Source organism: Selenomonas sp. AB3002, from assembly GCF_000702545.1.
In the GTDB taxonomy this organism is placed as follows: domain Bacteria; phylum Bacillota; class Negativicutes; order Selenomonadales; family Selenomonadaceae; genus Selenomonas_B; species Selenomonas_B ruminantium_A.
In genome coordinates, this window is the sequence record NZ_JNIO01000007.1 from 136,487 (window position 1) to 149,871 (window position 13,385).

At 52.5% G+C, this 13,385-nt stretch carries 13 protein-coding genes; 5 read left to right on the forward strand and 8 right to left on the reverse strand.

Annotation, left to right across the window (positions count from 1 at the left end; translation table 11 throughout):
* Window positions 1–13 precede the first annotated feature (13 nt).
* From P159_RS0106410 to dnaA, 8 genes are all read right to left on the reverse strand, one after another.
* Complete coding sequence (locus P159_RS0106410; RefSeq protein WP_029542530.1) at window positions 14–1,603, reverse strand: glycosyltransferase family 4 protein; 1,590 nt, start codon at window positions 1,601–1,603, stop codon at window positions 14–16.
* Between the two features lie 133 nt (window positions 1,604–1,736).
* Window positions 1,737–2,303 carry a protein adenylyltransferase Fic gene (locus P159_RS0106415; protein ID WP_221174074.1) on the reverse strand — a complete coding sequence of 189 codons (567 nt, stop codon included), beginning with the start codon at window positions 2,301–2,303 and terminating at the stop codon, window positions 1,737–1,739.
* Entirely contained in the window at window positions 2,272–4,326 is a 2,055-nt protein-coding gene (gyrB, locus tag P159_RS0106420; protein ID WP_029542534.1) for a DNA topoisomerase (ATP-hydrolyzing) subunit B, read from the reverse strand. Before gyrB ends, P159_RS0106415 begins: the two co-directional genes overlap by 32 nt.
* Before the next feature lie 271 nt (window positions 4,327–4,597).
* Window positions 4,598–5,605, reverse strand: coding sequence for a DUF721 domain-containing protein (locus tag P159_RS0106430; protein WP_029542539.1), 1,008 nt, complete (start codon window positions 5,603–5,605; stop codon window positions 4,598–4,600).
* 423 nt (window positions 5,606–6,028) lie between these two features.
* Window positions 6,029–7,159 carry a DNA replication/repair protein RecF gene (gene recF / locus P159_RS0106435; protein WP_029542541.1) on the reverse strand — a complete coding sequence of 377 codons (1,131 nt, stop codon included), beginning with the start codon at window positions 7,157–7,159 and terminating at the stop codon, window positions 6,029–6,031.
* Window positions 7,160–7,207: 48 nt separating this feature from the next.
* The gene (locus P159_RS0106440) at window positions 7,208–7,423 is read right to left on the reverse strand and encodes an RNA-binding S4 domain-containing protein (protein ID WP_029542543.1); all 216 of its coding nucleotides are present in this window, start codon (window positions 7,421–7,423) and stop codon (window positions 7,208–7,210) included.
* Window positions 7,424–7,642: 219 nt separating this feature from the next.
* Entirely contained in the window at window positions 7,643–8,755 is a 1,113-nt protein-coding gene (dnaN, locus tag P159_RS0106445; protein WP_029542545.1) for a DNA polymerase III subunit beta, read from the reverse strand.
* A 315-nt stretch (window positions 8,756–9,070) separates the two neighbouring features.
* Window positions 9,071–10,579, reverse strand: a complete 1,509-nt coding sequence (dnaA, locus tag P159_RS0106450) for a chromosomal replication initiator protein DnaA (RefSeq protein ID WP_029542546.1) — start codon at window positions 10,577–10,579, stop codon at window positions 9,071–9,073.
* Between the two features lie 473 nt (window positions 10,580–11,052).
* Here dnaA and rpmH point away from each other — a divergent pair, with 473 nt between their 5' ends.
* From rpmH to jag, 5 genes are all read left to right on the forward strand, one after another.
* Window positions 11,053–11,187, forward strand: a complete 135-nt coding sequence (rpmH, locus tag P159_RS0106455; RefSeq protein WP_014425951.1) for a 50S ribosomal protein L34 — start codon at window positions 11,053–11,055, stop codon at window positions 11,185–11,187.
* Between the two features lie 88 nt (window positions 11,188–11,275).
* On the forward strand, window positions 11,276–11,626 hold the full coding sequence (gene rnpA / locus P159_RS18505; protein WP_318253524.1) for a ribonuclease P protein component: 351 nt from the start codon (window positions 11,276–11,278) through the stop codon (window positions 11,624–11,626).
* A gap of 4 nt (window positions 11,627–11,630) precedes the next feature.
* The gene (gene yidD, locus P159_RS0106465; RefSeq protein ID WP_029542550.1) at window positions 11,631–11,840 is read left to right on the forward strand and encodes a membrane protein insertion efficiency factor YidD; all 210 of its coding nucleotides are present in this window, start codon (window positions 11,631–11,633) and stop codon (window positions 11,838–11,840) included.
* A gap of 74 nt (window positions 11,841–11,914) precedes the next feature.
* Window positions 11,915–12,610, forward strand: coding sequence for a YidC/Oxa1 family membrane protein insertase (locus P159_RS0106470; protein ID WP_029542552.1), 696 nt, complete (start codon window positions 11,915–11,917; stop codon window positions 12,608–12,610).
* Window positions 12,610–13,377, forward strand: coding sequence for an RNA-binding cell elongation regulator Jag/EloR (gene jag, locus P159_RS20260; protein WP_080705941.1), 768 nt, complete (start codon window positions 12,610–12,612; stop codon window positions 13,375–13,377). The genes P159_RS0106470 and jag overlap by 1 nt, the downstream gene beginning before the upstream one ends.
* Window positions 13,378–13,385 lie beyond the last annotated feature (8 nt).

Consider the following 13,385-nt stretch of genomic DNA (forward strand, 5'->3'; position numbering starts at 1 on the left):
AATTTCCTCTTCATCAAGTTTCAAACAACTTTTCAGTTAATTCTTTTAACTTTTTCTCAAATCTGCATAATTTAAATGTTTCCTCATAAAGACAGCGTCCTGATTTTTTTATCAAACAATACTTATCATTATCCTCTAAAATCATTTGCATTTCATTGGCCAGTTCATGCTGGTTTTCTTTAGAAAAAATCAGCCCTGATTTTTCATTCTCTATGAAGGAAGCCACCCCTGTACTATCCGACACAATGCAAGGCACCTCCATCATCATTGCTTCCACAGCAACAATCGAAAGAGTCTCCTCCCTAGACGGCACCACAAGTGCATCAATATTACCATACATCTCAAGTATTTTCTCATGAGGTTGGAAAGGCATGAGCTCTACCTCAGGATACCTAGCTGCCAGAGACCTAACCTCATCCTCATATCCTGGTTCCGTGCTTTGCCCACTTTCTCCCACCAAATAAAATCGACATTTCTTCCTGTTCTCTTCCTTCATCAACCCTATTGCTTTCAGAAAGATGTCCTGACCTTTTCTCTTTTCTACAGTGCCAGTCATCATAAAGACAAAAGCATCTCCTGGCTTTTTTTCCCTCGCTCTGCCCGTGAAAGAATCTGCCACCCCTAAAGTCAGTATGCCCTCCACGGGAAAGTAAGGAGCTAGATCTGCAAAATCACGCCTTGCCACCTCGCTGACAGCCAAAGCATGCACTCTTTCGTGTTTTAAATCTGAAATATTTTCCGCTTTAATACCGCACCATTCCAGAATGCTTTTGCTCTCATGGAGCCACCATATAACATGAGGCCCCGTCAATTCTTTTCTAAAGCACCCTACCATCACAGCAGTATTGACAAATATCAAATCATATTCTCTATACCAGGGCTGATCTTCCAGAGGAATCCCATGAACCTTAGGATCAATAGTGACAGGAATTCCCAGCTTTTCAAATTCCTTCTCCATCGGTCCAGGTAGTATCGAATAAACTTCTACCTCATATCCAGCCTCTTTCAGTATCTTTGCCACACTCAAAAGGGCCAAGGGCGCACCATTCCTAGCCATCACATGAGATAAAAGAGCAATACTTTTTTTTCTTTCATGCGAAAAAAACAGCCCCTTCACAGTCCTTAATTTATAATTTTCAGGACTATAAATATTGCCATTTTCGTCTATATCTATTATACAAAGAGGATTGGCCACATAGCGATTGCTGCCATCTGAGCCTTCGATCTCCAAAGCAGCAGTGTAATTTCCAAAACATTTTTCCACTATCAGCTGCATGCTTTGCTCACCCAGTCCCTGCAGGTACTCTCCCACCCGCAGCAGTGCCAGATACCTGCAGGCATAGCGCACACGCTTCACGCAATCCCCATAGGCCATCAGACTTTTATCTTTTGCATAACTAGAAGCAATATACATCAGCACTACCCATCCTGCTAGAATTTCTCGCTGCAACTCCGCACGGAGGGATGAATTCTCTTCACAGTAAAGGTAGAATGCCTCCACGCCACGCCTTCTATACCACCCAAGCCACCGGCGCAGCTCTCCGGCTTCAACATCACCCACATAAGCACAAGCTCCCAACTCGTGGGCAAAAGAATAATCCATCAATCATCTACCTGCCTCTCTGTGCACAACTCCCTACTATCATGGCACAAATCCACGCCCTCAGAAAAGACATGGCATATACAATTTACTTCGTCAAAACGCCCAAGGCACATACATCTGCCTGGGGCGTTTTTCATGTCTCATAGAAATAAGACTGCTCTATTCCCTTGAAAATGGCCTCTCTGTCATCCACCCTCTCCGTGAGGCTGGGGCGCAGGAGCTCCCGCAGCTCCAAGGCATTTACGGGGCTTCTTTCCATGGCCTGCAGGTAGAGCACCTTGTCCACCTTGGCCCACTCCACTACCCGGCCCAGATTTTTTCTCAGCATCATATCCAGCCAAATCCTCGTGGCCCGGCCATTGCCTTCCATAAAGGTGTGGCACACATTCATCTCCACATACTTGTGGATGATTTCCTCATAGGTGCCCTCGGGCATCTTTTCCACAGCAGCCAAAGCCTCTTTCAGATAAAGGCTGTTTGCGAAGCGGAAATTTCCCTTGGAAATATTCAGCTGCCTTATCTCTCCGGCAAAGTCATACAGTCCCTCGAACAAGGCCCTGTGTATCTGCTGCAGCCCTCTGGTGGTGCCCACCTCGCAGCCATGCACTCTGCCGCTCTCATAAAGCTCCCTGGCCTTTGCCGGGGAGCTTTTATCTATTTCCTGCATATCAGATATCCAGATTCTTGACCAGCTTCGCATTCTCCTCGATGAACTGCCTTCTTGGCTCTACCTTGTCTCCCATGAGGATGGTGAAGAGCTCGTCTGCTTCTTCTGCATCCTCCATATCCACTCTGAGCATGGTGCGGGTGGCGGGGTCCATGGTGGTTTCCCAGAGCTGCTCGGGGTTCATCTCACCAAGACCCTTGTAGCGCTGGACGGTGGCTCCTTCGCGGCCAACTTCTGAGAGCTTCTTGGCCAGCTCCTCATCGCTGTAGGTGTACCAGTGCTTCTTGCCCTTGCGGATCTGGTAGAGTGGCGGCTGTGCTATGTAGACATGGCCGTGTTCGATGAGGGGCTTCATGTAGCGGTAGAGGAAGGTCAGCAGCAGGGTGCGGATATGGGCGCCGTCCACGTCCGCATCTGTCATGATGATGATCTTGCCGTAGCGGCGCTTTGCCAGGTTGAAGTCATCACTCATGCCGGTGCCGAAGGCGGTGATCATGGTGCCTATTTCCGCGTTCTTGTAAATCTTGTCCAGGCGGGCCTTCTCCACGTTGAGGATCTTGCCGCGCAGAGGCAGGATAGCCTGGAAACGGCGGTCACGGCCCTGCTTGGCGGAGCCGCCTGCAGAGTCACCCTCTACCAGATAGATTTCTGCCTGGTCAGGGTCCTTCACAGAGCAGTCGGCCAGCTTGCCGGGAAGGCTGGAAATGGAATCCAGGGCATTCTTGCGGCGGGCCAGCTCCCTGGCCTTGCGTACAGCCTCACGGGTGTGGCTGGCGGCAATGGCCTTTTCCATGATTTTCTTGGTGATGGCGGGATTTTCCTCGAAGTACTCGGACAGGCCCTCGGTGACGATGGAATCCACGATGCCGCGGACCTCGCTGTTGCCCAGCTTGGTCTTGGTCTGGCCCTCGAACTGGGGCTCACGGATTTTAAGAGAAATAACGGCGGTAAGTCCCTCGCGTACGTCATCGCCGGAAAGGTTGCCGTCCTTTTCCTTCAGCATATTCTGCTTGCGGGCAAAGTCATTGGCAGCACGGGTCAGGGCCAGCTTGAAGCCTGCCAGATGGGTACCGCCCTCCTCGGTGTTGATGTTGTTGACGAAGGAGAAGATGTTCTCCTGATAGGTGTCGTTGTACTGGAGTGCAATCTCCACCACGGTATCGTCTTTGATGCCGTTGAAGTAGATGGGGGTGGGATTGAGCTTTTCCTTTTTGCGGTTCAGGTGCTCCACGAAGGAAGAAATGCCCCCCTCGAAGTGGAAGGTGTTCTCCCTGCCCTGTCCCTCAGCATTCAGGCGCTCATCGGTGAGCTTGATAGTGATGCCGTGGTTCAGGAAAGCCAGCTCCCGCAGACGGTGCTTGAGTGTATCGTAGTTGTAGGTGGTGACGGTGAAGATTTCCGGGTCAGGCACGAAATGCACACGGGTACCAGTTTCCTCGCCCTCAGCCAGAGTGCCTACCTGATGGAGAGACTGGGCGGTGGCACCGCGCTTGAAGGAAATTTCCTGAATCAGGCCGTCGCGCTTCACCTGCACATCCATGGAAGTGGAAAGGGCGTTGACGACGGACACGCCCACGCCGTGAAGGCCGCCGGAGACCTTGTAGCCGTCCCCGCCGAACTTGCCGCCTGCGTGCAGCACCGTCAGCACCACCTCTACCGCCGGCTTGCCGGACTCATGCATATCCACTGGAATGCCGCGGCCATTGTCCGTGACGGTGATGGAGTTGTCCTGATGGATGGTAACCTCGATATGGGTGCAGAAACCAGCCAGAGCCTCGTCGATGGAGTTGTCCACCACCTCGTAGACCAGATGGTGCAGACCCCGCTCTGAGGTGGAGCCGATATACATACCAGGGCGCTTCCTGACAGCCTCCAGGCCCTCCAGGATCTGAATCTGGTCGGCGCCGTAGTCAGCGTCCACGGCAGTCACCTCTGCCGCATCCTCAGACGTATGGATTTCAATCCCGGCAGTGTCAGGAGCAGGCTCCTGCTGCAATTCCTCAATGGCGTTCAGAGCAATCTGCTCAGACTCCGTAAGGTTCTTTTCCTCAGCCATGTCATTCTCCTATCATGCAAAAATCTATATAAATCTATATAAAAGTATTGAGTGAAGATCTTTTTTTCAAAGTCAGCGCTGAAATAGCGGATAAATATACCGCCTTGTCCGTGAGCACAGCGGACTTGGCGCTGTCCTCGCCGTCTTCCAGGCAGAAAACGATTTTCCTGCCCGACAGTCCATTTTCCAAAAGGGCGTAATCAAAGATTGCGATGATATCTTTGGTTCGTACAGAGTGGCCTGAGCCTAAGTGCAGGAACATGATGATACCTCAATTTCTGTTGATGAAGGCATTCTGAGCCTTTTTCCCTTCTTTTCCCAGCTTGATCTTGCTATACCGCTTGGGCATCACGTAATCCTTGGGCCTGTTCAGGCTGAAGCGCAGGGCGTACATGGCACGCTCCACATTGTCCTCGGTCAATTGCTCCGGTGGCAATACCTTGAACAGCATCACCAGCTGCATGGCCTTGAGGCTCTTGCGGTCTTCCACATCAACTTCTGCTGCCAGCTGCTGCACCATCATGGCCCTCTGCTCAGAAACTTCCTTGGGAGTGACCTCAGGCACGAACTCAGCCACCTCCTTGGTCCTGGCCCAGGGCATATCCCTGAGTACCTGCCTGATGGCCTCACGGCGCTTCTCAGCCCGCCTGCTGCGGCAGGCAGGACAGACGGTCTCTTCGCCCTTCCGCGGCTCTGTCAGAGAGCCGCAGTCAGCGCAGGGAAGCCAGCCATGATTTGCCTGCACTTTGCGCAGCTGCAGGTTCTTGCGGTAGATTCTCCCCAAGAGATTCCCCAGCTCACTGTCCTCAGAGGAAGTCTCAAGGTCCTTTGCCCCCTGCTCCTCCTCACGGGAAAGCAAGGTTTTCTCCCGCTCCTTGCGGAAATCCGGAATCTTTTCTTCCTCCTGCCTGAGCCAGGCCCTGAAAGACAGCACATCCCCCGCCTCAGGCTTTTCCCAGCGGGGAGTGGCCCGCACCTCCCTGATGACCTCACAGCCGGCAAAACGGTTCATCTTGTCCACAATCTGAGGCATCAGCAGCCGCATCTCGTTATTCCAGGCAGGGCTTGAGCAGTAGTAAAGCAAGGTTTTCTTCCGAATCCCCATAAGCTCCACATTGCGGGAAATAGTATCCCCCACAATATCCCGCCAATAAGCCAAAACCCACCGCCTGCGGTACTCCATCTCAAACTCCGGTCCTTTGCCCCTAACCCAGCGGGGAATAACCTTATCAGCCTTCTCCAGCCAGGGGGTACGACGCGTGTCATGTTTCTTCTGCACCTTTCGTTCCCCCTTACATTCAGAAAACGAACTGAAAAGCAGTCTTTACCTCCACCGCTTGCGGGGGGCGCGTAAGCGCGGGAGCCCGGTGGGCTCCCTGGGGGTGGCAACCGAAGGATGACGGAAAGGGGAGATAAGAGAAGTTGCGCTTTTCGCCCCTTCCACCACCTTCGGTGGTCCCCCTTCCCCGTTTCACGGGGCAGGTAAAACCTCTCATTGCATTATCGCCCAATAAAATCAATACCAACCTAAAGCCAATCAAACCAATCGAACCATAGGGCCCATGGATGGGCCCCGCGGACGCGGAAATCATAGGATGTGATTTCAGTCCGCGTAAACATGCCACCGGCATGTTTACCTTTGGTTCGTTTCTTTGCGCCAAAGAAATGAACAGACGGCATTAAATAGTTAAGTAAAACCTACTCACAGAGGGCAAACATTCCCTTGGCGAACTGAGAAGAACGCACCTATCTTTTTCTCCGGAAAATAAGCCCTATCAGTAGCCGTAATGATCGTCTGTATCCTCTCCCGCTGCAAAAACAGCAAAAGTTCCTTCCTGCGTGAAGGATCCAGCTCACTCATCACATCATCCAGCAGCAGCACAGGATATGCCCCTGTCTCCCCCCGGATGAATTCCAGTTCCGACAGCTTCAAAGCCAGCGCACCAGTCCTCTGCTGCCCCTGTGACCCATAGGTGCGCAGGTCAACGCCGTTGACAGCCAGCTTCAAGTCATCCCGGTGCGGTCCCACGCTGGTGACACCGCGAATGATATCCAGCTCATGACGCTTGTTCAGCATTTCATTATACCACGGAACAAGCCCCTCTGTCACCTTTCCAGCCGTGAGAGACGGCCCGCCCTCACCAGATGGTGCGTGAAGGTCGTAGCTCACCTCAAGGCTCTCCAGAGCCCCTGAGATGCGCCTTTGCATGAGACGGGAGAGCATGGCCAGGCGGTTCACAGCTTCCATGCGCTTGGCGGTGATCTTGGCGGCGCTTTCGGCCAGCTGCACATCCCAGAGCTCCAGCATATCCCTGCCCGCCTGGCCCTCACGGATTTTCTTCAAGAGGTTGTTCCGCTGGGTGATAAGGCGTCCGTATTTGTTCATCTCCCGGTAATAGGCAGGACTGGTCTGGCTTATTTCCGTATCAAGAAAGGCACGCCTGAGCTGTGGCGCGCCCTTTACCAGATATAAGTCCTCGGGAGAGAAAAGCACCGTGGTAAGGCTCCCCACCAAAGTCTTGGGAGTGACCACATGGCTGTTCAGCATCATCTGGCGGCGCTTCATACGGCTGAACCTCAGCTCGATGGTATTGCCCACCCCCAGACGGGAGAACCCCAGCCGCACCGCCCCCTGCTGGCTGTCCCAGCGGATGAGCTCCGCATCCCTGCCGGTGCGGTGTGACTTGGCCAGGGAAGCATAGTAAACCGCCTCCAGGATATTTGTCTTCCCCTGGGCATTCTGACCGATAAAGACCGTAATGCCCTCAGGGAACTTGAAGTCCAGGGACTCATAATTCCTGAACTGCCTCAGCTGCAAGGATTCCACCAGCATATAAAAACCGCCTTTCTGCATAAATATGCAAGGCACTGATAATGCCTGTTAACCCCTGCACACTCTCCATGTACCCATGTCCTTGATTTCGATTACGTCCCCAGCCTTCAGCTTCCGCCTCCGGGCAGACTCCTTCTCCCCGTTCCGATAAACCAGCCCCTCAGCCAGCAGACCCTTGAGTTCGCCCCCAGAGGACAGAACCCCAGCCCACTTCAAGAACTGGTCCAGCTGAATCTCCTCAGTTTCGATAGTAATATCTTGCATAAGATTATCTCCTTGTAGAATTGCCATAACGATTATAACTGCCCTTAGTATGACAAGCGAAATTAGTAGACAATACCTGCCCCGTTTACGGGGAAGGTGGCAGCCGAAGGCTGACGGAAGGGGGGCTAGAGGTCGATAAGTTTGCCCTCGAAATCGCCCCTTCCACCGCCTAACGGCGGTCCCCCTCCCCCGTTTCACGGTGGAGGTAATTTCAACTCGTTACCTTGCCGTCCTCACAGGAGTGACAACATAAACGAAATCCTCCACCCCATCTTCAATGATCCGTGCAGCCGTCAGCGGCTGATTCATGCAGAAGGTGATGGTCTTGCTGTCGATATTCTTAAGTGCATCCACGATGTACTGTGAATTGAAGGCAATGGAGATATTGGGCCCGTCAATCTGAGCTGCCACATCCTCATTGGCCTGGCCGACCTCCTGGTTCACAGAGGAAATCAGCACCTTGTCATTTTCGAAGTCCAGCAAAATGATATTGTACTCGGAAGAACGGGCAATGAGGGAAACCCTGTCCACAGCAGCCCGGAAGTCAGCTGTGTCCAGATGGACCTTCGTCTCGAATTCAGCGGGAATGACCCGGTTGAAGTCAGGGAAAGCACCTTCCAGCAGGCGGGTGGTCATGAACACGTTCTCGAATTCAAAGCTCATGGAGTTGTAAGAGCAGGTGACCTTCACATCAATGGGCACTTCGCTGGTCAGATTGTGGTAAACATCCTGCAGGAACCTGCCGGGAACAATCATATTGATGGAAGTAGTAGGATCATCAAGATGCATGGTGTTCACAGCCAGGCGATGGCTGTTGGTGGCAGCCCAGATGACCTTGTCCTGACGTACCTGAACAGAAACGCCTGTGAAAAGCGGGCGGTTCGGGTCTGTTGCGCAGGCGAAAACCGTCTTCTTGATTGCTTCCCGGAGGACATTGTCCTTGACGGAAAAGCTGAGATTTCCTTCGAAATGCTTGACCGTAGGATATGATCTGGCATCCATGGAGAGCAGGCGGAAGTCGGCCTGAGCAGAGGTTATGTGAGCTACTTTCTTGGTTGTATCATAATCAATGGTGACTTCTTCACCGGGTAGTTTCGTGACTACCTCCTGGAAATACCTGCCAGTGATGGCGATCTCACCAGGTTTTTCTATCTCAGCATGGAACTTGGAGATAAGGCCTGTCTCATTGTTGTTGCCATGGACTTCTGCCGTGTCCCCTTCAGCTTTCAGATAAAGAGCTGACAAAAGGGGAGTCTGTGGCTTGGAAGCAATGGCTTTGGAGGCAAAACGGAGGGAGCTTAAGAGTTCGTTCTTGGCACAGGTGATTTTCATGGGCGTTCCTTTCTCTTTTGAAAATGGTTCATGAAATGAGAAAAGGGGCCTGACCTTGCAAGGGGCCCCCGTGGTTTAGTTAATACTTATAGATTTATATTTTAAATAGCCGTCGTAGTAGTAGGGCCTGTGGATAGGTGGATAAGTGGCAGGAGCCCTATAGCTTATGCACATTTCCACTGTTGATAAAGCTGTGGGAGTTTTGTTCCAGGTTATCCACATACTCACAGGGAAAAGAGGAAAAGGCAGTTATCCACAATTTGCTCACAGAAATATACAGAGATAATCAACGGAGTTATCAACAGGTGCTGGCTCCTACTTCTGTATCTCCTCGATAAGCTCAGTGATAGTGTTGGCCAGCTTCACCTCAGTCTCCTTGTCCTTGGAGATCTTGTCACAGGCGTGGAGAACAGTGGTGTGGTCGCGGCCGCCGAAGAAGTTGCCGATCTGGGGGAGGCTGGTTTCCGTCAGCTCACGGCAGAGGTACATGGCAATCTGGCGGGGGAAGGCGATATTGCGGCTGCGCTTCTTGGAGTGCAGGTCTTCCACAGTTACTTTGAAATAGCTGGCTACGATGCTCTCGATGATCTCCATGGTGATTTCCTTGGAGGCACCCTGGGGGAAGACATCCTTGAGGGCGGCGGCCACCACCTCAGTGGTGATGGGAATCTTATTGAGAGAAGCGTAAGCCACCACCCGGGTGAGAGCGCCTTCCAGCTCTCTGATGTTGCTGTCAATGCGGCTGGCGATGTAGACCATGACGTCATTGGGCACATCGAAGTGGTCGATGATGGCTTTGTTCTTGAGGATGGCGATGCGGGTTTCCAGGTCAGGTGCCTGGATATCCGTGATGAGGCCCCATTCAAAGCGGCTGCGCAGCCTGTCTTCCAGTTTCTGCACCTCTTTGGGAGGACGGTCGGAGCTCAGGATGATCTGCTTCTGGGCATCGTGGAGGGTGTTGAAGGTATGGAAGAACTCCTCCTGGGTACTTGTCTTGCCACTGATGAACTGGATATCGTCAACCAGCAGTACATCAATATTGCGGTACTTCTGGCGGAAAGCCTCAGCCTGGCCCTTCTGGATGCTCTGGATGATCTCGTTGGTGAACTGCTCGGAGGAGACGTAAAGCACCCTCATATTGGGATGGCTTTTCAGCACGCTATTGCCGATGGCGTGCATCAGATGGGTCTTGCCCAAACCAACGCCGCCGTACATGAAGAAGGGGTTGTAGACCTTGCCGGGATTCTCCGCTACTGCCAGGGCTGCCGCATGGGCAAAGCGGTTGGAGCCGCCGGTGACGAAGGTATCAAAGGTGTATTTCGGATTCAAAGAGGAAGAATCTCCCGGGGCAATCAGGTGCATATCTGCATCAGAGGCAGAAGCAATCTTTGCTTCTGCAGCAGGGACAGGCATTTCCACAGGTGAAGGGGCAGCAGTGCCGGGGAGTTTCACCCTTACCGGCTCGGCATAGCCCAGGGTCTGCTGCTCCGGGGTGTCCTTGGGACGGAGAGTCTCCCGCTGCTCTCTTACTTTCGGCAATTCTTCCTGGGCTTCCCGGAGCCATTCTTCCTTGGGAATGGTCTCAATCTTGATGCGGCGGGGGGAACCCAGGACATCTTTCACCACGTCCTCCAGCATGCTGCGGTATTTTTCATTTACCCAGTCCCTGGTGAAGTCCGTGCGTGCCCCGATGACCAGCGTCTCCTCGTCCATGGAGAGCACCGTAAGGGGTGAGAGCCACTGCTTGCAGATGGTCATGGAGAAATACTCCGGTGCCTTGGCAAAGATATGCTCCCAGAGGGCCTTGAGTTCCGTCTTGTCCATTCTGATGGTTTCCTTTCAATAATAAAAGCAAGATTCATGTTATCCACATGGTTATCAACAGCTGTGGATAACTTTCTGCACAGGCTGGAAAGCCCAGCAGCCACAAAGACCCGCAAGCTATCGCCTACGGGACTGTCCACAAAATATCAACAGTTATTTTATCAGAAAGACATAGAGTTATCAACAGGCAATCCACTAAAATCTGTGGATAATTCACAAAGAGAAGGCGGTTATCCACAAAGTTTTACACTTTTCCACAATATATAGTGCTCTTATCCTTCAGAGCATATTTTAGGAAGATAAAATAATTCTCTTGGAATATGTTATAAATCATGCTTGACAAATGCAGGAAAGGCTTGACAGTAGGCAGCTCACTAATTTATAATGTGCATTGAACTGTGATTTTGAATAGACTTAGCATACGTTCACTATGTATAGATGCACGTAAAATCCCGTGAAGGAGGTGTTTTGCATTGAAGATGACATTCCAGCCGAACAACCATTGGCGCAAGAAGACTCATGGCTTCCGTGAGCGCATGAAGACCAAGGGCGGCCGTCTCGTTCTGAAGAGAAGACGCCAGCGCGGCAGAAAGAAGCTTTCCGCTTAAGCAACGCAAAGTCGAGGCCACTTCGTGGCCTCTTTTTCTGATTAACGGGGGATTTTCCCCATTTCTATATATAAGGGAGACCTGGATTTTGAAACTGACACTGAAAAGAGGGCGCATGCTGAAGCGCAGGAGTGAGTTCCAGCGGGTCTACCACAAGGGCAAGAGCTACGCCGGACGCTACCTGATTCTCTATGTGTTCAATAACTATCATGGGGAGAAGGACCATCTGGGATTTGCCGCTGGCAAGAAGTTGGGCTGCGCCGCGGTGAGAAACCGTGTGAAGCGGCTTTTGCGTGAGGCTGTGCGGCTGGAGCAGGAGAAGATACCCCAGGGAGTGACTCTCCTGCTGGTAGGGCGGGCTGCCACAGTCAAGGCCAAGAGCCACCAGGTAAGACAGGAGCTGGTAAAGCTGCTGAAAAAGGCAAAACTCACGGAGTAAAAGTATGAAGACTGTGCTCTTGCTGTTGGTGAAGTTCTACAGGAATTTCATTTCGCCCATGTTTCCTCCTTCCTGCCGGTATGTACCTACCTGCTCGGAGTACGCCCTGACTGCCCTTGAGAAATACGGTGCATTGAAGGGCGGCTGGCTGGCGGTGAAACGCATCTGCCGCTGCCATCCCTGGCATGAGGGCGGCTACGACCCGGTGCCATAAGACCTCCACCGCTTGCGTGTGAGGCATTTACTAACAGTTCCTTAACTATCGAATGAGAATGGACGTGATTTTGTTTGGAATTTTTCTCGAATCTCTTAAGTCCCATTGAGAGCCTGCTGCAGTTTGTGCTGGGAGGGCTCTATAACGTCAACAGCCTCTTTGGCCTGGTGAGCTACGGCTATGCCATCATCCTTTTGACCATTATCGTGAAATTCCTGCTCTACCCCCTGACGGTGAAGCAGGTGAAGTCCATGAAAGCCATGCAGGAGCTTTCTCCGAAGCTGAAGAAGCTGCAGGAGAAGTACAAGGACAATCCCCAGGTCATGCAGCAGAAAGTGGCTGCCTTGTATAAGGACGCCGGGGTGAACCCTTTGGCTGGCTGCCTGCCCCTGCTTGTGCAGATGCCCATTCTCATGGGTATGTACTACTCACTTTACAATCTGGAATATCCTTCTGCAGATGCAGCCCAGTTCCTCTGGCTGCCCTCCTTGTCCGAGGCTGACCCGTATTATATCCTGCCCATCCTGAACGTGCTGACTACTTTCTATCAGACTCGTCAGACCTCTGATACCAGCAACCCCCAGATGCGTATCATGATGCTGGTGATGCCTCTCTTCATCGGTTTCATCAGCCTAAACTTCCCCTCCGGCCTGGTGCTTTACTGGGTAGTAATGAACCTCTGCCAGATCCTTCAGCAGTGGTGGATCTATCGTGAGGGCGGCCCCGCTGAGAAGGCCAAGGCTGCTGTGCGCTCGAAGGAGGAAGCCTGATGGGAGCATTTGATTTTATTAAAAGTCTCTTTGGCAGCAAGGAAAAGACGGAAGCACCCCAGATGGAAAATACTTCTGTCGCCGCTGCTCCCGCTCCTGAGGAGGTAAAGGAAGAGCCTGCACCTAAAGTAGAGGAGCAGGCAGCTCCTGTGCTTTCCCAGCCTATTTCCACCGGGGGCGGCTACGGCAAGCCCTTTGCTGAGGTGGTGAGGGAGGCAGAGGAACAGGAGTTCCATGAAGATGATGAATACGCCTCCGGCGTGGATATAAGCAAGGAGCCCAGTGAGGAAGTGACCCTCCAGCGGGGAGAGAAGTTCCTGCAGGAGCTCTTTGAGTCCATGCACATAGACGTGCAGATTCTCCGCCGGGAAGATGAGGACGGTACCGTCTACGAGCTGGCAGGAGAGCGTTTGGGCATTCTCATTGGCAAGCATGGACAGACTTTGGATGCCATCCAGTACTTGGCTAATCTGGCTGCCAACAAGGACCACACTGACGGTCATGCCCGCATTATCCTGGATATTGAGGGCTACCGCTCCCGTCGTGAGGAAACCCTCATGCGCCTGGCCGGCCATCTGGCCGAGAAAGCCTGCCGCATCGGTCAGGAAGTGCACCTGGAGCCCATGAACCGCCACGAGCGCAAGATCATTCACACGGCCCTGCAGGACAACCGCAAGGTGTCCACCTACAGTGCCGGCGAGGAGCCCCGCCGCTACGTGGTCATCGTGCCCCGCAGGCGCAAGCGCAAGTTTGAACGCGAATATTGAGCATAAGA